At 65.6% G+C, this 18,361-nt stretch carries 15 protein-coding genes; 8 read left to right on the top strand and 7 right to left on the bottom strand.

The annotated features are described in order from the left end of the window. The first annotated feature begins 34 nt into the window (after positions 1–34). Both AO716_RS04615 and AO716_RS04610 read left to right on the top strand, forming a co-directional pair. The gene (locus AO716_RS04615; RefSeq protein ID WP_055239856.1) at positions 35–4,894 is read left to right on the top strand and encodes an ATP-dependent helicase; all 4,860 of its coding nucleotides are present in this window, start codon (positions 35–37) and stop codon (positions 4,892–4,894) included. Between the two features lie 17 nt (positions 4,895–4,911). After that, entirely contained in the window at positions 4,912–5,730 is an 819-nt protein-coding gene (locus tag AO716_RS04610) for a DNA-formamidopyrimidine glycosylase family protein (protein ID WP_055239802.1), read from the top strand. Here the strand turns inward: AO716_RS04610 and AO716_RS17420 are convergent. Next, complete coding sequence (locus tag AO716_RS17420; RefSeq protein WP_160317905.1) at positions 5,714–5,851, bottom strand: hypothetical protein; 138 nt, start codon at positions 5,849–5,851, stop codon at positions 5,714–5,716. The genes AO716_RS04610 and AO716_RS17420 overlap by 17 nt on opposite strands. Positions 5,852–5,891: 40 nt before the next feature. Here AO716_RS17420 and AO716_RS04605 point away from each other — a divergent pair, with 40 nt between their 5' ends. Both AO716_RS04605 and AO716_RS04600 read left to right on the top strand, forming a co-directional pair. Next, the gene (locus AO716_RS04605) at positions 5,892–6,809 is read left to right on the top strand and encodes an RluA family pseudouridine synthase (RefSeq protein ID WP_055239801.1); all 918 of its coding nucleotides are present in this window, start codon (positions 5,892–5,894) and stop codon (positions 6,807–6,809) included. 132 nt (positions 6,810–6,941) lie between these two features. Next, entirely contained in the window at positions 6,942–8,105 is a 1,164-nt protein-coding gene (locus AO716_RS04600) for a hypothetical protein (protein ID WP_055239800.1), read from the top strand. Here AO716_RS04600 and AO716_RS17665 read toward each other — a convergent pair. Next, positions 8,047–8,352: a hypothetical protein gene (locus tag AO716_RS17665; protein ID WP_082413326.1), complete on the bottom strand. Its 306-nt coding sequence runs from the start codon at positions 8,350–8,352 to the stop codon at positions 8,047–8,049. The two genes, AO716_RS04600 and AO716_RS17665, sit on opposite strands and share 59 nt — an antisense overlap. 48 nt (positions 8,353–8,400) lie before the next feature. Next, positions 8,401–8,847: a hypothetical protein gene (locus tag AO716_RS04595; RefSeq protein ID WP_229780532.1), complete on the bottom strand. Its 447-nt coding sequence runs from the start codon at positions 8,845–8,847 to the stop codon at positions 8,401–8,403. A gap of 214 nt (positions 8,848–9,061) precedes the next feature. Here AO716_RS04595 and AO716_RS04590 point away from each other — a divergent pair, with 214 nt between their 5' ends. Beyond that, entirely contained in the window at positions 9,062–9,769 is a 708-nt protein-coding gene (locus AO716_RS04590) for a hypothetical protein (RefSeq protein ID WP_055239799.1), read from the top strand. Next, on the top strand, positions 9,766–12,903 hold the full coding sequence (locus AO716_RS04585) for a hypothetical protein (protein ID WP_055239798.1): 3,138 nt from the start codon (positions 9,766–9,768) through the stop codon (positions 12,901–12,903). Before AO716_RS04590 ends, AO716_RS04585 begins: the two co-directional genes overlap by 4 nt. A gap of 27 nt (positions 12,904–12,930) precedes the next feature. On the opposite strand, the gene AO716_RS04580 is transcribed toward AO716_RS04585, so the two are convergent. Together AO716_RS04580 and AO716_RS04575 are read right to left on the bottom strand one after the other, a co-directional pair. After that, a complete protein-coding gene (locus AO716_RS04580; protein ID WP_055239854.1) occupies positions 12,931–14,115 on the bottom strand; it encodes an acyl-CoA dehydrogenase family protein in 1,185 nt (394 codons plus the stop codon). A 9-nt stretch (positions 14,116–14,124) separates the two neighbouring features. After that, positions 14,125–14,901 (bottom strand): 3-hydroxyacyl-CoA dehydrogenase, encoded by a 777-nt coding sequence (locus AO716_RS04575; RefSeq protein ID WP_055239797.1) that lies wholly within the window; start codon positions 14,899–14,901, stop codon positions 14,125–14,127. A 153-nt stretch (positions 14,902–15,054) separates the two neighbouring features. On the opposite strand from AO716_RS04575, the gene AO716_RS04570 reads away from it, so the two are divergent. Then, complete coding sequence (locus tag AO716_RS04570) at positions 15,055–16,179, top strand: glycoside hydrolase family 76 protein (RefSeq protein WP_055239796.1); 1,125 nt, start codon at positions 15,055–15,057, stop codon at positions 16,177–16,179. Positions 16,180–16,189: 10 nt separating this feature from the next. Here the strand turns inward: AO716_RS04570 and AO716_RS04565 are convergent, their stop codons facing one another. Continuing rightward, complete coding sequence (locus AO716_RS04565; RefSeq protein ID WP_055239795.1) at positions 16,190–17,068, bottom strand: class II glutamine amidotransferase; 879 nt, start codon at positions 17,066–17,068, stop codon at positions 16,190–16,192. 9 nt (positions 17,069–17,077) lie between these two features. After that, on the bottom strand, positions 17,078–17,671 hold the full coding sequence (locus AO716_RS04560) for a YdeI/OmpD-associated family protein (protein WP_055239794.1): 594 nt from the start codon (positions 17,669–17,671) through the stop codon (positions 17,078–17,080). Between the two features lie 117 nt (positions 17,672–17,788). Here AO716_RS04560 and AO716_RS04555 point away from each other — a divergent pair, with 117 nt between their 5' ends. Next, on the top strand, positions 17,789–18,328 hold the full coding sequence (locus tag AO716_RS04555) for an NUDIX hydrolase family protein (RefSeq protein ID WP_055239793.1): 540 nt from the start codon (positions 17,789–17,791) through the stop codon (positions 18,326–18,328). The last annotated feature ends 33 nt before the right edge of the window (positions 18,329–18,361 follow it).

The raw sequence follows: 18,361 nt of genomic DNA, 5'->3' as shown, positions 1-18,361 counted from the left end.
CCGGATTGTCAGGGGGGTGGTGAACAATGGGTTCATGACGTCGGCAGGCTCGGTGCTCCAGAAGTTCACCCCCGCCACCCGGGACTGGTTCCAGGGTGCGTTTGCCGAGCCGACTGCGGCACAGATCGGCGCCTGGGACGCCATCTCCGCCGGTTCCAACGCCCTTGTCATCGCGCCCACCGGCTCCGGCAAGACGCTCGCCGCGTTCCTCTGGTCCCTGGACCGCTTTATTGCCGACGCCGCCGCTGCCGCGCCCAGCATTCCTCCTGCCCCCGCCACCGGCCGCGGGAAATCCCGTGAACCCAAACGCAAGACCAAGGTTCTCTATATCTCCCCGCTGAAGGCGCTGGGCGTTGACGTTGAGCGCAACCTGCGCGCTCCGCTGATCGGCATCACCCAGACAGCCAAGCGCCTCGGACTGCCGGCGCCCGGAATCACGGTAGGGGTGCGTTCCGGCGACACACCCCAGAATGAACGGCGTGCGCTGCTGACCCGGCCGCCGGACATCCTGATCACCACCCCGGAGTCCCTGTTCCTGATGCTCACCTCGCAGGCCCGGGAAACACTCGCCGAAGTGGACACCGTGATCGTGGACGAAGTCCACGCCGTGGCCGGCACCAAGCGTGGAGCACATCTGGCTGTCTCCCTTGCCCGGCTGGACGCCCTGCTGGACAAACCGGTCCAGCGCATCGGCCTCTCCGCCACAGTGGAACCAAAGGAAACGGTGGCACGGTTCCTGGGTGGAAATGCCCCAGTGCAGATCGTCTCCCCGGAGTCCCGGAAGAACTGGAACCTCACGGTTACCGTTCCGGTGGAGGACATGACAGACCTCGGCGGCGCTCCGGCGCAGGACACAGTGGAAGGCGGCTTCGCCCCGCAAGCCAGCATCTGGCCCCATGTGGAGGAGAAAATCGCTGACCTGATTGAGGCGAACCGTTCCACCATCGTTTTTGCGAATTCGCGCCGGCTTGCCGAACGCCTCACTGCCCGGCTCAATGAAATTCACGCCTACAGGCTGGAAGCCGCGCAGGCTGCCACCGGAACAGACGGCGTTCCGGTGGCTGTTCCGGCCGCCCGGCCGCCCGCCCAGCTCATGGCCCAGGCCGGGGTATCCGTGCGCTCACGGCAGGAAGACGTGGCTGTGGAGGACAACACTCCGGTCCTGGCGCGGGCGCACCACGGTTCAGTGTCCAAGGACCAGCGGGCAATGATCGAAGACGACCTCAAATCCGGACGCCTGCGCTGCGTGGTTGCCACCAGTTCCCTGGAGCTCGGCATCGACATGGGTGCCGTGGACCTGGTGATCCAGGTCGAGTCCCCGCCGTCGGTAGCCAGCGGACTACAGCGGGTTGGCCGTGCGGGACACCAGGTTGGCGAGATCTCGCAGGGCGTTATGTTTCCCAAGCACCGCGGGGATTTGCTGAACTCCGCAGTCACCGTGGAACGGATGCTCGCCGGAGCCATCGAACCGCTCTTCATTCCGGCGAATCCGCTGGACATCCTGGCGCAGCAGACGGTTGCTGCCGCCGCCCTCGGAAGCATCGATGTGGAGGAATGGTTCGACGTCGTCCGCAGTTCTGCGCCCTTCGCCGGGCTGCCGCGCTCCGCCTTCGATGCCACCCTGGACCTGCTTTCCGGCCGCTACCCGTCGGACGAGTTTGCCGAGCTGCGCCCGCGGATCATCTGGGACCGGACCGAAAACACCATAACCGGACGGCCCGGCGCCCAGCGCCTGGCCGTAACCTCCGGCGGCACCATTCCCGACCGCGGCCTGTTCGGTGTCTACCTGGTCGGGGACTCGGAAGGAAAAAACAGCCGCCGGGTCGGTGAACTCGATGAGGAGATGGTCTACGAATCCCGCGTGGGGGACGTCTTCGCCCTCGGCGCGACCAGCTGGCGGATCGAAGACATCACCCATGACCGGGTGCTGGTCTCCCCCGCCTTTGGCCAGCCCGGGAAGCTGCCGTTCTGGCGCGGCGATTCGCAGGGACGGCCGGTGGAACTTGGCCGGGCACTGGGCAAATTCGTCCGCGAGATGGCCGGCACGTCCGAACCGGCTGCGCGGGAACGCCTGGCCGCAGTGGGGCTCGACGAATGGGCCGCCGGAAACCTGGTGGCGTACCTGCACGAGCAGCAGCAGGCCACTGATGTGGTGCCCAGCGACCGAACCCTGGTGATTGAGCGCTTCCACGATGAGCTGGGCGACTGGCGGGTGGTCCTGCACAGCCCCTTCGGCATGCCGGTCCACGCGCCTTGGGCACTGGCAGTCGGCGCCCGGCTGCAGCAGCGTTACGGGCTGGACGGCTCCGCCATGGCGTCCGACGACGGCATTGTGCTGCGGGTTCCGCTCATGGACGACGAACCCCCGGGAGCTGAACTGTTCCTATTCGAGCCCGATGAGCTGGAGGCAATCGTCACCGCAGAAGTAGGCGGATCTGCGCTCTTCGCCTCCCGGTTCCGCGAATGTGCGGCCCGGGCGCTGCTGCTCCCGCGGCAGAACCCGGCGAAACGCACCCCACTGTGGCAGCAGCGGCAGCGTTCAGCCCAGCTGCTCGACGTCGCCCGGAAGTTCCCCACCTTCCCGATCGTGCTTGAGACGGTGCGCGAGTGCCTGCAGGACGTGTACGACCTGCCTGCCTTGAAGGAACTGGCCTCTGCTGTGGAACGCCGCGAAATCCGCCTGGTGGAAACCACTACGCCGCAGCCCTCGCCCTTCGCACGGTCGCTGCTGTTCGGCTACGTGGGAGCCTTCCTCTATGAGGGAGATTCACCGCTGGCCGAGCGCCGCGCTGCCGCCCTGTCACTGGACCCCACACTGCTCAATGAGCTTCTGGGCCGGGCAGAACTGCGTGAACTGCTGGACGCCCGGATCATTGCCCAGACCGAGGCCGAGCTCCAGCGCCTGGCCCCTGACCGGCATGCGCGGGGGCTCGAAGGCGCAGCGGACCTCCTCCGGCTGCTCGGCCCGCTGACGGCGGCGGAAGTCGCGGTGCGCCTGGAGCCGGTTGAGCCCGGCAACACTCAAACAGGCAGCGGCGAGACTGCCCGTCCCTCCCACGCCACGGAAGCCGAGGCAGAACAGCTGCTGCGCGAACTGGTGCGGGCAAACCGCGCGCTGCAGGCCGGGATCGCCGGCACCCAGCGGTACGCCGCCATCGAGGACGCCGCCCGGCTTCGTGACGCGCTTGGCGTGCCGTTGCCGATGGGGGTCCCGCTGGCCTTTGTGGAACCCGTACCGGACCCGCTCGGGGACCTGGTGGGCCGCTATGCCCGGACGCACGGTCCCTTCACCGCTGCGGAGGCCGCCGCCCGGCTGGGACTGGGCGTCGCCGTCGTCACCACCACGCTGCAGCGGCTGGCCGGAGAGGGCCGGGTGGCCGAAGGCGAATTCCGTCCCACCGAGGCGCAGGTCCTGGATGCTGCATCCGGCGTGGACCAGTTTCCGCCGGCAGTAATCACGGTTCCCGGTGTTCCAGCCGGGTCGGAGTGGTGTGACGCCGAGGTGCTGCGCCGGCTGAGGCGCCGGTCCCTGGCGGCCCTTCGTTCCGACGTCGAGCCCGTGGACCCGCCCACGTACGGGCGTTTCCTGCCGGTCTGGCAGAACGTGGGTTCCTCGCTGCGGGGGCTGGACGGCGTCGCTACCGTCATTGACCAGCTCTCCGGTGTGCCCATTCCGGCATCGGCATGGGAACCGCTCATCCTCGGGTCCCGGGTACGGGACTATGCGCCGGCCATGCTTGATGAACTCACGGCCACCGGTGAAGTTATCTGGTCCGGAACCGGTTCCCTGCCCGGAAATGACGGCTGGATCGCGCTGCATCTGGCAGAAAATGCGCCGCTGACGCTGAATCCAGACCCCGACTTTGTCCCCACGGAACTGCAGGCCCGGCTCCTGGAACTGCTCTCCGGCTCGGGCGCCTACTTCTTCCGGCAGATCGCCGAGGTCCTGAACAGCGGGCCGCTGCAGGACGGCGGATCCCTGCTTCCGGATTCGGAGATCGTGCCGGCACTGTGGGAACTGGTGTGGGCGGGCCGAATCACGAACGACACCTTCACCCCGGTACGGTCCCTGCTCTCCGGCGGAAAAACCGCGCACAAGCAGCGGTCCTCGACGCCGCGGGCGCGGACGGCCCGGCTGGGACGGCTGGGCCGTACTCCCCGCGGCAGCCTGAGCACCTCGTCGCTGCGGCTGGCCGGTGAACAGAACCTGCCGGCGCGCGGACCGCAGCCCCTGGTTGCCGGGCGCTGGAGCCTGCTGCCGCCCGTGGAAACGGACACAACGGTGCATGCCCATGCCACGGCCGAGCTGCTCATGGACCGCTACGGCATTGTGACGCGCGGGTCGGTGGCCAGCGAGGGCGTTCCCGGCGGTTTTGGGCTTCTTTACAAGGTGCTGGCCCGGCTGGAGGAGATGGGGCGCTGCCGGCGCGGATACTTCATTGAGCAGCTGGGAGCGGCGCAGTTTGCCGTACCGGCAACGGTTGACCGGCTTCGTTCCTTCTCCCGCGAGAACCAGCTGGCGGTCCCCGAGCCCCAGGCTGTGGCCCTCGCGGCAACAGATCCGGCGAATCCCTACGGCGCAGCACTGCCGTGGCCCGCTGCCGAGGGTGGCCACCGCCCCGGGCGGAAGGCCGGCGCACTGGTGGTGATGGTCGACGGCGAGCTGGTGCTGTACGTAGAGCGCGGCGGCAAGACGCTGCTCACTTACACAGACGAGGCAGAGATCCTGCTGCTGGCGGCCGCGTCGCTGGTGGACATCATCCGGCGCGGGGCAGCGGAGAAAATGGCAGTGGAAAAGGCAAACGGGGCCGACGTTCTGGACACTCCGGTTGCTACTGCGCTGATGGCTGCCGGTTTCTATTCGACTCCAAAGGGGCTGCGTTACCGTGTCTAGATTGTGCCGGAGCACCGGTGCCTGAGGGGGATACCGTTTGGAGGGCCGCCCGCGGCCTCGACTCTGCGTTGGCGGGCAGTAAGCTAACGCGCACCGATTTCCGGGTTCCCCGGTTTGCGACCACAAACCTGAGCGGCCGCGAGGTTGAAGAAGTTGTTTCGCGGGGTAAGCACCTGCTGATCCGGGTCGCTCCCGGCCCCGGTGAATCTGAGGGCTGGACAGTTCACTCGCACCTGAAGATGGAGGGGCTCTGGCACGTGTACGGCCGCGGCGAGCGCTGGCGGCGCCCGGCCTTCAAGGCCCGGGCCGTGCTGGAGACTGCGGACCACCAGGCGGTGGGATTCGAACTCGGCATCCTGCGTGTCTTCCCCCGGAGCGGTGAAGAGGAAGCTGTGGGCTACCTCGGCCCCGATTTGCTTGGGCCCGACTGGGACGCTGAAGAGGCTCGGCGGAGGCTGGCGTCCGTACCTGAGCGTCCGATTGGGCTGGCCCTGCTCGACCAGCGGAACCTGGCAGGACTGGGAAACGTCTACCGGTGTGAACTGTGCTTCCTGATTGGCGTCCATCCGATGACTCCCGTCGGCGATGTACCTGATCTGGTGCGTCTGGTGGACCTTTCCAAACGGCTGCTGGAGGCCAACAAGTCCCGGTCGCGGCGTATCACTACCGGAATGGCCGGCCGGGATCCGCTCTGGGTCTACAACCGGGAGAAACGCGGCTGCCTGCGCTGCGGAACGAAGGTTGTCCACGAGCTGCTGGGCGATAACGAACTTGAGCTGCGCGACCTGTATTACTGTCCGCATTGCCAGCCTGCGCCCGTTACACAGCTGGGGTGATGGTTGCCTGCGCTTCATGCGGTCCCCCGCAGCGTGCAGATCCACCCACGCGTTTCCAGTCGAGTTCCACCTGCTGTTCCGCGACCAGCTCCCCGGAGGGCGAGTAGGCCTTCAGCTCCATGCAAAGGCCCCTCCCCGGCCGCCGGTACCCTTGAAGGGTGATGCAATCCCCCCTTCCCGTCCGAAACGGAGTCAATGCCACGCGGCTCCGGCTGCCTGCTGAGGGGCCCTGGGAAACCGCCATGGAGTACGTTCTTGACCGCTTTGGTCACGTGGATCCGGACGGCATCATTGACCGCTTCGACCGCGGCGAAGTCGTTGGGCTGGGCGGAGTGCGGCTAAGCCGCCACACGCCGCTGCGCGAACACACCTTCATTTGGTACTACCGGGAGCTTCCCACGGAAGACCGCCTCCCAGTTGAAATCAACATCCTGCACCAGGACGAAAACCTGCTGGTAGTGGATAAACCGCATTTCCTTCCAACCACGCCCGGGGGAATGTACGTCGCGGAATCCGCGCTGGTCCGGCTTCGGGTCGCCCTTGATATCCCCGATCTGATCCCGATGCACCGCCTTGACCGGATGACGGCAGGCGTGTTGCTGTTCTCCACGAATCCCCAGACACGCGGCAAGTACCAGATCATGTTCGAGAAACGCCGCATTCAGAAGGAATATGAGGCAGTCGCCCCCGTCCGGGAGGACCTTGAGCTGCCTCGGATTGTCCGCAGCCGGATGATCAAGTCCCGCACCTATCTCCTCGCCCAGGAGGTTGACGGAGAACCCAACGCGGAAACCAGGATCGAGCTGATCGAGCAGTCCAACGGAATCGGACGCTACCGGCTGCTCCCCCACACCGGAAAGACCCATCAGCTAAGGGTGCACATGGCCTCCCTCGGGATCGGAATCCTAAACGACCCGTTCTACCCCGTCCTGCTGGACCAGGCACCGGACGACTACACACGTCCGCTTCAGCTGCTTGCCCGGTCGGTACAGTTCACCGACCCGCTCACTCGCCAGCCGGCGGAGTACCGCAGCCAGCTCTCGCTCGGCGCCTATCCAGCACCTGCCGTGACAGACTGATCCGGTCTTCAGCGCTCTGACCTGCAAAGAGGCAGGAAAAATCTCTTCCCCGGATTGAATCCGCTCGCTACCCTAAGTGAGGTTCGCCCCGGCACAGTGGCCGGGGCCCTGCTCGAGCCAAAGGAATCCGGCATGCTCCCCCGTCCAGCACGCCCCGCGGAGACAGATCCGTCTCCAGCCGAGTCCGTTACGTCGTTCGTGCCTCCGCTGGCCCCCTCGCCCCCGCCGGCAGTGCCCCCAACCATTCACAAGCTGACTTCCGCACCCGCTACCAACAGCGGTCCCGCTGCGCTGCCGCCTTCGGCGCCGGCTCCAGCCCAACCTGAAGCGGACGCCTTCGAAGGAATCCTGAGGCAGCATGCCCTCCCCCCGGAAGATAGCCGCGTCCACCACCTTCGCGGTCCTTCCCGGGTACGGTTCCAGCTGGAGCGTCCCGCAGTTTCGGACACAACACGCCGAATCGTGGTCACGGCGATGATCGCCGCCGCCGTCCCTTCGGCGTATCTCCTGACGCGTTCGGACTCCGGCTGGCCGGTGCACGTCCACGGAGATGGGGATGTTCTTGATCCGGGCGGGTCCCATCTGGGTGTTTTCGCCTGGGTCTGGGTGCTGTGGCTGCCCGTATTCGCCGGCGGAATCGGTTATGCCATTCACCAGTGGCTGCCGTCCCAGCGGTCCAACCCGCGCCATGGCTGGACCGGTCCTGTGGCAGCATCCGGCGTGGTTCTGGGCGCACTATGGCTGTGGGCGGCCCAAAGCGGCAGCGCGGCCGCTGCTTTTTGGCTCGCCGCCGCGCTGGTCGGCATTGGGCTCACTGCCATCCATCTCGGTACCACGTCACCTGCAGGCAGCCGCAGCGAACAGGCCGTCACGGACATCCCCTCCGGAATACTGCTCGGTGTTGGCTCGCTGGCACTTCTCGTTTGTCTGGGGAGTTGGCTGGTAGAAACGGATGCCGACGTCGGAGGGTGGGGTGCTGAGGCCTGGACCCTGATTGCCCTGGTGTCCCTGGTGGTAGGGGTAACCACCGTGTGCATGACTGGACGGGGCCAGCTGCCGGTGGCACTAAGTGTGGTCTTTGGGCTTGCCGGGCTCGGGTTCGCACGACTCCTGGCGAATCAGCCCGCCGTCTGGATGGCCGCTGCCGCGTTTATTGCCGGATTCCTCGTCATTGTTTCAGCGGGGTCCCGCCGGCACCAGGTTGACCACGCCCGGAGACGGGCGCAGCGTGCATGGCTCAAAGCGGAAGCCAGCGCCCACGCTGACGCCGAAGAACCCGAAGCTGTTCGCATCTAGCCACCTGTTCCACCGCGTGGCGCATGTTCATGGCCGCACGCCGGGCTAGCGAGTTCTCCACCCCATATTCGTTCGCAGGCACCATGAACCGCAGCGTAATCCTGGGTACTCCGGAGACGATATCCAGTTGGTTCGCCTCCACATGGTGGCTGGCTTCCAGGGCCTGGACAGCCGCGTCCATGACCGCTTCGGGCGGGTTCCCGGGCCGCAGGCCAAGAATGTTGAGCTGGACGCGAAAAGAAGGCATCCTTCCACCGTAGTCCCGGCGGAAGGATGCCTTCTGTCGAATTAAGGCCTAGAGCGGCTCGTCGTCCGGGCTGAAGGAGGAGAGCGGGTCGCCGCCGGCATGGGCAGGGTCATCGCTGCCGTCCTCAAGCGGGTCCACCGAGGAGTCTCCAAAATCGACGTCTCGTGCAGCTTCTCCGATCGTCGGTTCCTCCGGCGGAATCTGGGAATCGCCGTCCTCGTACCGTTCTTCGGCGGTTTCATCCCGCAGCGTCTGGTCAGACTCGGCTCCTGGCTGACCGGCCAGCGGTTCCTCGTTGATCAGGGGGTCATCCTGCCAGGCATCGGGGTTGTCCTCTGCGGCACCGGGATAGCTCAGGTCCTCAGCATCCGTGAGCTCGTCCTCGTCCAGGAGGTCCTCACCGGAAACGACAGTGAGCTCGTCCGGGGTCACTACATCGGCGAGATCGTCGGCCAGGGCCGGGTTGTCGCTGTGGTCCGGGTTCTGTTCAGTCATCAGCAGCTTCGCCTTTCAGTAGGGACTTACACTTACCGATACTAAGCCTACTGACATTCAGTTTCACAAGCGATATCTCCATCGACCCTGCTGCCCGCCGCGAGCCCAGTCGGCCGTGGAAGGATTTCTGAGGGTAAAACCCCACATCCGACACATGCAGGTAACCTTGGTCCAACTTTGAACTCAATCCAACTTATGTTGTTACCCTTCCTGTGTGAAACGTCATATTCCCGGCCACCGGCATCGGCGCCGGCGCTCCGGTCTCCTTTTCGTCCTCACCATCCTTTTCTCCAGCGTCCTGGCAGCCCCAGTATCCGCGGCAACGCCGTCGGTTCTTGAGGCGCCCCCGGAGGCTGCACAGGTATGGATCGATGTTGAGTCGGAAGCCGCGCGTACGGGCGTGGCTTCGGTTTCCTGGCGTGCAGGGGGCGGCACCTGGACGGACGCCGCCGTTTCCCGAACGGTTTTTGGCGCTACGGCGACGGCACCCGTTTCCTCCGGGACGTACGAAGTGAGGTTCTCCGTGGAGCGCCGGATCACCGCGGATGTAGCGGTTTCCTTTACCGACACAGCAGGCAGAGTTCTCTCAGAACATCTGATCCGTGAAGCGGCCCTGGACCCCGCAGAGGCAAACGGAGGCTGGGTCACCTGGAAAGACCTCGTCGAAGGCCCAGCGCCCGACGGCGGCGGGGAGGTAACCCCCGTCCAGCCAGGAGGCAACGGCGCGGAGGATGAATCCGGTCCCGCGTCCGGGCCCGTTGCCCAGGGAAGCGATCCGAAGGCCCTCGGCAAGACCGGCGCATCAGCACCGTTCCTGGCACTGGTGCTCTCAGTTGCTGCGGCACTTACCGGAACTGGCCTGTTCCTCGTCCTGAGGGGGAAAGGCAGTACCCCTGCTTCGGAAGGTGGGGAAGAACAATGAGCCGCATCTGGGCTATCCATCCATCCGTTTCCCTCGCGGGGCGGGTTAGTGTCCGGGGCGCCGTCGCGGCCCTGACCGCAGCGGCTCTGACACTTGTCGCTGTACCCCCGCCCGCTGCGGCCACCACCCAGGATGCGCTGGCAAACCTCAGCGCGGTGAGGACCGCCCCGGAGCCAAAATTCACTCCGGTCGAACCCAGCCTCCCGGTAATTGACAGTGCCGTAGGACGCGGAGACCGGCTCCCCACCGATCCGGCGGGAACCGTTTATCTTGGCAGTGCGGCGGAGTCCCATTCAGCCGCCTTGGTCCGCCTGACTGTGTTCGAGCCGGCTGCGGACCTGACTGCCTACACCGCCGCCGACACCGCAGTGCTGCACATGGGGGGCAGCACTGCGGTGTCGACGGCGGTCCTGCTCCCGCTAAACCAGGGCAAAGTCAGTCTCTGGGCAGACGGTGAGGCAGATGCCAGGGTGGAGCCCTTGGCCTATTTCGACGGCTCGCCGGCATCCGGAGGTGCGACCCTTGCCCTCCCGGAACCTGTGCTGCGTGCAGATACAGCTGCCGGTCTGGCAGGAAACGGCCTGAGCCAGGAACCGCTCTGGATAGGCCTGACCGGCGACGGCGGCGTCTCGAGTGTTCTGGCACGAAGCGTTCATGTGGTCCTGGACGTTACGCTCGCCGCAGCAGACACGGTGGTACTGGGTGACGGGCAGCGGCTCGTCCTGCCCGCGGGCCGTACGGTCGTCTCCACTGTTGTCGATGCTGAAGACCAGGGTGGCGTCACCGCAGCCCTGGAAACGGCGGGCAACACAGGAACACTGCGCGCGTCCGTGACCGGCTGGGTATCCGAGGCAATAGAAGACGCAGCAAAAGCCAACCATCACGGCAGTTACGTCGTGAACACCGAGCAGCGGCACACCGTGCGCCAGCGTCTAGCTGCCGGAGAAGAACCCAGTCCCGTGCGGCTGGCTGATGATCATGATGCCGCTTATGCCCTTGTCCTAACCCAGGCAGGGAACGTCATCGGCGGCCAGACCACCACGCTCGCCTGGGATGGTCCGGTAAATGGCCGGGCACGCGGGGAAGCAGTCGACCCCACGGCAGGTGCCCAGCCGCAGCTCGCATTGGTGCCGGTGGCCAACGGGGAATCCCAGGTCTCGATTCGCCGGGGCTCGGCAACTCTCACGCTCCAGCCGCTGGGTAGTTTCCTGGGCAATCCCGTCCCCTACAACAACGCGGATCCGGCGTCCATTGAGATCACCTCACCCCTCGACCGCCAGAGCCTTGACCTCACCGAGACGGGCTACTTTACGCTCGAAGGCACAGTATCCACGGGTGCAAATTCAGTCGACCGGATCGCCATCAGCTCGCCAAGTGTCGGGTTTATCGGCTTGGCCGAACTGAACCCCGCCGGTGACGAGATCCTGTGGAGCTTCCGTTCGCTTGCACCTGAGGACGGAGACTTCGACTACGTTGCCACTGTCTTCGACCGTTCCGATCCCGGGACTGCCCGCGCCTCGGACCGCGTCCGGCTGACCCTCGACGTGGCAGAAGAGGGAGACACCGTGGTCTCGCCCGAGGCGGAGGTCTTCCACCTCGATACCACCGAGCTTGAATTTGAGGTGCTGGACGAATTCAACCTGAGGTTCATGCAGCGGCCGGATCTGGAACCGGGAGACATTATCGTCAGCGCTCCCGTGCCGACGGCTCCTTCCGGCTTCCTGGGCCGTTTGTCCTCCATGGACCTGGTCGCAGGGTCCTGGGAGGTCTCCACCGTCGAAGTTCCCCTGGAAGAGCTTTTCCTCCAGGTGGATATAGATGAGACCGAAGGCTATGGCGAGGGCCAGGACGTTGTCGCCGAGGATCTGATCGCCCAGGCGGAGGACCCCCTGGACGTGGTGACGGGTACTTTCGCGATTGGTCAGGAAAGCGGCGGTTCCGGCCCGGACATCCCGGTGGCAGACGTCCAGATCGTCGATGGACACGGGAACCCCCACGTTCCCGCGGAAGGAACCTATGCGGAGATCGTGAGCGGGGACGACGTCGACCTTGAGCTCAGCAATGATGAATTCAATGTGCCGGATCCCGCAGACTTTAAGACGGCGTGCCGGCTGCCAGGCACAGATGGACAGGAACCGCTGGGCGAGGACATCGGCGACGACGGTACATGGATTGCTCCCGGCGCTCCCGCAACGGGCGACGGCGACTGCGGCGGTCCGCTGCGAGGTCCCGGTGCTTCCCTCTCCGCCGACTGGACAACGAAGGTTGACGCCAGCGTAGCCTTCGTCGTTGAGAACGGTGTCCCGAAGATCAGGACAGCGGGTCAGAAACTGGAACCCTGGGAATTCGAGGCCTGGTCTGAGAAGCAGCGCGGCGATGAGGGCGGCGTTGCAATCCGCGGCGGCGGAGAACTGAACCTCGGCTTCGCTTTTGTCCTGAAGACCAAGTTTCAATTCAAATGGAAGGTCATCCCGCGGGGAGTGAGTATTGAGGAGTTCCGAATTGAATTTAAGTCCAAGCTGAAAGCGTCCGCCTCGATCCAGGCCTGGGTTCAGGTTGAAAGCCGGTGGAACGCTGATCTCAAGGTCGCCGAAGTTGCGCTTCCAACTACCACCTTTATGGCCGGGCCGGTACCGGTGGCGATCACCAACCGGCTAAATTTCGCCATGGTCTTCAGCGGCACGCTAAAGGCAGAGGCAGATATACCCGCCATCGGAATCGAACGGGCGGACACGTTTGGCTTCGTCTACACCACGGCTAACGGCATGAAGCGCATCAAGGAGGACACTCCAACAACGTATGTGCTGCCCAAACCCCGCCAGGTACTGGGCGAAACCTCCTTCTCCCTGGAGGGCGAGGTCGCAGCCGGACCGCAGGTGTCCTACCAGAGCAGGATCTACAGCTTCGCGGGCCCTGACATCTCCCTGTCTGCCAAGGCGGGGTTTGCCGCGAAACTGGGCGTGAAGGGCATTCCGCCGACGGAAGCCGAGATAGACGCCAGCATCTTCCTGGCGCTGGGCCTTACCGGCTCGGCCAAGCTCACGCTCCTGCGATGGGACCTGCTGAGCCTCACGATCTTCCAGGTCGGGGTGCGACTGAACCTGTTTGAGTACAGCGAAGAGTGGAAACTTTAGCCGCCGGCGCTGCGCGCACCCGGATCCTCAGCGCAGCGCCGAAACCCCGGTAATTTCCCGTCCGGCGATCAGCGCGTTGATCTCATACGAACCTTCATAGGTGTAAATCGCCTCCGCATCCGCAAAGATCTTGGCCATGCCGTAGTCGGTGACAATCCCGTTCCCGCCCAGGAGCCCGCGGCCAAGGGACACGGTTTCGCGCATCAGCCGGCTGGCATAGGACTTCGCCAGCGCGGCCCGGGCCATGTCGCCGCGGGCCGATCCGTCGTCGGACACTGCCCCGTAACCCCCCTGCTCCAATTCGCTGACGCGGGCCAGCATGGCTGTGGACGCCACGGTGTTGCCCTGCATCCGGACCAGCTGTTCCTGCACCAGCTGGAAGGAAGCCAGCGGCCGCCCGAACTGCAGGCGTTCGACGGCGTAGGCACGGGCGACGTCGAACGCCGCCAGCTGCTGGCCCACTGCCTGCCAGCCCACCATGATCCGCGAGCCGCGGAGCAGGTGCTTGGTGTCCTCGAAGCTGTCGATGCCTGCCAGCCGGTCGGCTTCGGAAACCCGTACATCCGTAAGCTCAATGTCAGCGTTCTGCACCGTGCGCAGGGCAGTCTTGTTCTCGATCCGGGTCCGCTTGATTCCCGGCAGGGAGGCATCCAGCAGGAATCCACGGACCTTGCCGGTGGCCGGTTCCCTGGCCCACAGCAGCATCCAGTCACAGAACGTCCCGTTGCCAATCCAGCGTTTGGTTCCGTTAAGGACCCAGGTGTCGCCGTCGCGCACTGCCGTGGTGGCCATGCCGCCGGCAACATCCGAACCGTGATCCGGTTCTGTCAGCGCGAAGGCTCCGGTGATCTTCAGGGACTGGGCATCGGCAAGCAGCCGCGCCTGCTGTTCCTCGGAGCCGAACGCGTGCAGTCCCTCGACAAAGAGGTCGTGATGGACCATAAAGAACGTGGCGATTGAAGTATCCGTGCGGGTCATTTCGGCAATGACCAGACCGGCAAAAAGCGGACTGTAGCCGCGCTGCACCGGCGTTGACAGCCCCAGGGACGCGAGCCCCGGCAGGAGTTCCACCGGGAAACGGGCCTCATTCCACCATGCGGCGGCATAGGGGGCGACTTCGGTGGAGAGGAAGGACCTCAGCTCCGTGAGTTTGGCCCGCTCCTGAGTGCTCAGCAGTTGTTCGAAACTGAAAAAGTCGGCGTCGGGAAGCATGCTCACGCCCTATTTCGGCCCCATCCGGATAGCCCCGTCGAGCCGGATGGTCTCGCCGTTCAGCATCGGGTTGGAGACGATGTGCTCCACCAGCGAGGCGTACTCGTCCGGGCGGCCCAGGCGGGACGGGTGCGGAATCTGCGCGGCCAGTGAGTCCTGGGCGTCCTGCGGCAGGCCGGCCACCATCGGGGTCTCGAAGATCCCGGGCGCAATCGTCATCACCCGGATCAGGTGACGTGCAAGTTCCCGGGCGAGCGGCAGCGTCATCGCTGCAACACCGCCCTTGGACGCTGAATATGCCGGCTGTCCGATCTGTCCGTCGAACGCTGCCACCGACGCCGTGTTGATGATGACCCCGCGCTCGGACGTACCGCCGTCGCCGGAGACCGGGTCGGTCTCAGCCATGGCTGCCGCAGCCAGGCGTGTGACGTTGAAGGTGCCGACCAGGTTCACCTGGATAACCCGGTTGAAATCCTCCAGCGGCAACACTCCGTTGCGGCCCAGGACCTTGCCGGGGGTACCGATTCCGGCGCAGTTCACGGCAACCCTCAGCGGGGCCGCTGCCATGGCGGCTTCCACCGCGGCCTGCATCTGGTCCGGATCCGTCACGTCCCCGGGCACGAAGTGTGCGTAGTCCCCCAGCTCCCCGGCGTAGGCAAGGCCCCCGGAAGACGGCAGGTCTACCAGCACCACTTCGGCTCCCGCATCGATGAGCCGGCGGGCCGTGGCCCGTCCCAGCCCGGAAGCTGCTCCCGTGACAATGGCCGAAGCACCGGATAACTGCATGTGTCCTCCTGGGGTCAGGGATCAAAAAGTGCGCAAGTGCGCGTGCGGTCCCACGAGCCTACTGTGACTGGCAGCACACCGCATCCTCCCGGGAGGCAGTTCAGCCGGCGCAGACCGTGACGCTGCCCATTCGTCGGGTCTATGGTGGGTCGCATGCCCGCAGCACAGACCGTCCGCCTTGCTGAACAGCGTGCCGACACCGCTGCCCATTCGATCACGGCCGCTTTCGGCGGCAGGCTGCTGGGTCTGCCGGGAACCCATCTCGGCGCTGTCCGCGCACCCCAGCCGCTGCCCCGCGGCGTCGGGCCCTGGCATTACTGGTGGCAGGCGCACTATGTGGATGTTCTTGTGGACACCGGCCTGCGCAGCCGGGCACCGGTGGCCGGCGCAGACCCCGTGGCCCTGGCCGAACAGGTGGTGCGCACCATCCGGATCCGCAACGCAGGCCGGTACACCAACCACTATTTCGATGACATGGCCTGGCTCGCGCTGGCGGTGCTGCGCCTGGATACCCTCCCTGGGCCGCCCCGCGGCAACAAGCCCAGGCACCAGCGGGCACGCGAAGCCCTGGGACGGGCCCTGCGATCAGGCCATACCCAGGACCTGGGCGGAGGCGTCTACTGGAACCGGGCACGCAACTTCAAGAACACCCCCGCAACGTCCCCGGCGGCCCTCTACTTCGCCCGCACCGGCGAGCGCGAGCGGGCCCAGGAACTCGTGGACTGGCTGAACGCCACACTGCTGGACCGCAGTACCGGGCTGTATTACGACGGCGTCCGGCAAGGCGCCGAAAACGCTCCGCCGGCACTGGAGCGGGCGCACTTTACGTACAACCAGGGACCAGTTCTGGGAGCGCTGCTGGAACTCGGCGGAAACGCCAACCTGGGCCGGGCGGCGGACCTTGTCCGGGCGGTATCGCGGAACCTGGTGCATAACGACGGCGGCACTCCCCTGCTCCGTACGCACGGCAGCGGCGACGGAGGGCTGTTCACCGGGATTCTGTGCAGGTACCTTGCCGAGGCAGCTGCCGCCCCAACCCTGGACGCCGGTTCCCGCCGAACAGCCGGCGCCCTGGTCACGGAACTGGCGGACCGGTTCTGGAAGGGGCGCGCGGAACGGAACAATCTGGCGGTTTTCCCTTCTGATCCCCGCAGCACGGCGGACGAAACCTATCCCCCGGGCACCGGCGTCGAGCTTTCAACCCAGCTGCAGGCCTGGATGGTGCTCGAGGCCGCCCTGCGGGTGACCAGGCTGGAGACTGATCCGCAGGACACGTGACCGTCTGGCCCTAGGTGCCGGCCACCTTCAGGGGGTGCTGCGACGCCGCCGTGTGGGGATCCAGGTCCGCAAGGGTGAGCAGATGCTGGGGATGCTGGGGAAGCGGGAAGAACCGCTCCGTATTCAGGTCCTTGTCCACCCGGAGGATCTCGCCGGCGTCCATCATCCGCCAGTTCGGGTTCTCATCCATCCGTTCTGTTGCCACCATCACCGCCGGGGTCTGGAGCTGCTCCATTTCATCGCTCTTGACACTGATCCGGGCGGAGCGCTTGCCCCGGTGCGGATCGTCAGCGCTCTCCTGCAGGACGTACAGCGGGTGGGTGTCCGGATACCGCACGGCCCACAGCTCCGTGTCAGTGGTGATCACCAGGTTCACCGCGTAGAGGCGCAGGTTCTCCGCAATCCACGTGATGGCTTCCGTAAGCGCTTCCCCCAGGTCCCCGCCGTTTTGCCGGGCAAGCCCGGTGATCAGGGCAAAGACCCGTTCACTGTCCGTCTGCCCCTTGACCAGGTCCATCACTTCCAGGGACCGCAGCCGGTCATCAAGTTTGTCCAGGTCCTCTACAACACCGTTGTGGGCGAGCAGCCGCCCGTCCTGGAGGAAGGGATGTGTGTTCACCAGGGTGTCTTCCCCGGTGCTGGCATACCGCACGTGGGCAATGAAGGTAGTTCCTTTGAGGGTGCGGGCGGCAGAGGCGTAGGCACGGTCCTCGTAGGCCGGCATGGGAGCCTTGTCCACCACCGGTTTCCCGTCCGAATCGAACACCCCGAGCCCGAATCCGTCTGCCATCCTGCGGCTCTGCTCGGCCAGGCTATCCGGTGCGGTGAGCAGCCAGAACGTTGCGGTTACGGGTTTTGGACCTGCATGCATTCCGAAAAGCCGGCACATGGTGGACTCCTAGTCTGGGAACCGCTTTTGTGGATAAAAGGTCTCGCGGCGGCTGAGCATGTCTACAAAGCGGGCTATGTTGCGTTCCCTGGCCGCGGGGGTCTTGAGCTGCCCCAGCCGGTAGGCCATGGCAAAGCGGTTCTGGGAGGAGAGGACCTCGTACATGGACTGCGCACTCTCATTGGCCGCGATCGCGTCGAGCAGGTCCTGCGGAACTTCGGCCGTGGCCGGACCGGCGTAGGCAGCGTCCCACCGGCCGTCTGCCTTGGCCGATTCAACCGCATCACGTCCCGCCGGATGAAGTTTCCCGGCCGCTTCCAGCCTGCCGATGTGTCCCACGTTGCGCAGCGACCACATGCTGCGCGGTCCGCGGCGGGTATAACGCTGCAGATAGCTTTCCTCGTCCCGGCGGGCTGCCTGGCCGTCGATCCAGCCAAAGCACAGGGCCTCGTCCAATGCTGACTGCCGGGTGAGCGCCGTTGCAGTTCCGCCCTGTTTGCCGATGACGAGCCACACACCTGCAGAGAGCAGGTGATGCTCTTCCAGCCAGGCCCGCCAGGCCGCTGCGTCAGGGAGCAGAAGCTCCGGCAGCTCGGTCTTCATGGCCTCAATCGTAGGCTTGCCGGGGTGGCCCTGAAAGGTCCGGGGCAAGTTCCGCCCTTGGCCGAAGCCGAGCGCGCCGTATGACTCGGCTGCCGCCTTTGGGGTAGAACACTAGCTATGAACGTACGCACTCCTGACCCGTATCCAGGCTGGCTCTCGGAGGAAGACCTGCACGAAGCACGGCAGCGGCTTCCCATGGTATACGTGGAGGCCGTCCCGGTCCGGTGTGATCCGCTGGGGTACGTCACGGAGGTGGGACTGCTGCTGCAGGCAACTCCCGAGGGCAAGATGGTCCGGACGTTCGTTTCCGGCCGGGTGATGTACCGGGAGACCATCCGCGCCGCGCTCCTGCGCCACCTGGAGAAGGACCTCGGCCCCATGGCCCTGCCGCAGCTGCCTCCCAGCCTGGCGCCCTTCGCCGTCGCGGAGTACTTCCCGTCGCCGTCCCAGACCGGCCTGACTGACGAGCGCCAGCACGCCGTCGCCCTGGCCTACCTGATTCCCGTTACCGGTGAGTGCGATCCGCGCCAGGACGCACTTGAACTGTCTTGGCTGACACCTGAAGAAGCCCTGAGCCCTGCCATCTACTCCGAGTTCTCCGGCGGCCGCGGCGACCTGCTGCGCCAGGCCCTCGCCTCCGCCGGGTGGGGCCGGTAGGCGTTACCCTACGTTTATATACTGGGGCCGAGC

This window comes from Arthrobacter sp. Edens01 (assembly GCF_001307035.1).
Taxonomy (GTDB): Bacteria; Actinomycetota; Actinomycetes; order Actinomycetales; family Micrococcaceae; genus Arthrobacter_B.
The sequence above is the reverse complement of the archived record's forward strand: the minus strand, read 5'-3'. Positions and strand labels throughout refer to the sequence as shown.

Coding starts and splice junctions, on each gene's coding strand:
- AO716_RS17665 (WP_082413326.1), bottom strand. CDS start 8,352: ATGCCTTCTTTTCGCGTCCAGCTCAACATTCTTGGCCTGCGGCCCGGG.
- AO716_RS04575 (WP_055239797.1), bottom strand. CDS start 14,901: ATGCAGTTATCCGGTGCTTCGGCCATTGTCACGGGAGCAGCTTCCGGG.
- AO716_RS04605 (WP_055239801.1), top strand. CDS start 5,892: ATGCAATCCCCCCTTCCCGTCCGAAACGGAGTCAATGCCACGCGGCTC.
- AO716_RS04600 (WP_055239800.1), top strand. CDS start 6,942: ATGCTCCCCCGTCCAGCACGCCCCGCGGAGACAGATCCGTCTCCAGCC.
- AO716_RS04615 (WP_055239856.1), top strand. CDS start 35: ATGACGTCGGCAGGCTCGGTGCTCCAGAAGTTCACCCCCGCCACCCGG.
- AO716_RS04560 (WP_055239794.1), bottom strand. CDS start 17,671: ATGAAGACCGAGCTGCCGGAGCTTCTGCTCCCTGACGCAGCGGCCTGG.
- AO716_RS04595 (WP_229780532.1), bottom strand. CDS start 8,847: ATGACTGAACAGAACCCGGACCACAGCGACAACCCGGCCCTGGCCGAC.
- AO716_RS04570 (WP_055239796.1), top strand. CDS start 15,055: ATGCCCGCAGCACAGACCGTCCGCCTTGCTGAACAGCGTGCCGACACC.
- AO716_RS04585 (WP_055239798.1), top strand. CDS start 9,766: ATGAGCCGCATCTGGGCTATCCATCCATCCGTTTCCCTCGCGGGGCGG.
- AO716_RS04565 (WP_055239795.1), bottom strand. CDS start 17,068: ATGTGCCGGCTTTTCGGAATGCATGCAGGTCCAAAACCCGTAACCGCA.
- AO716_RS17420 (WP_160317905.1), bottom strand. CDS start 5,851: ATGGAGCTGAAGGCCTACTCGCCCTCCGGGGAGCTGGTCGCGGAACAG.
- AO716_RS04580 (WP_055239854.1), bottom strand. CDS start 14,115: ATGCTTCCCGACGCCGACTTTTTCAGTTTCGAACAACTGCTGAGCACT.
- AO716_RS04555 (WP_055239793.1), top strand. CDS start 17,789: ATGAACGTACGCACTCCTGACCCGTATCCAGGCTGGCTCTCGGAGGAA.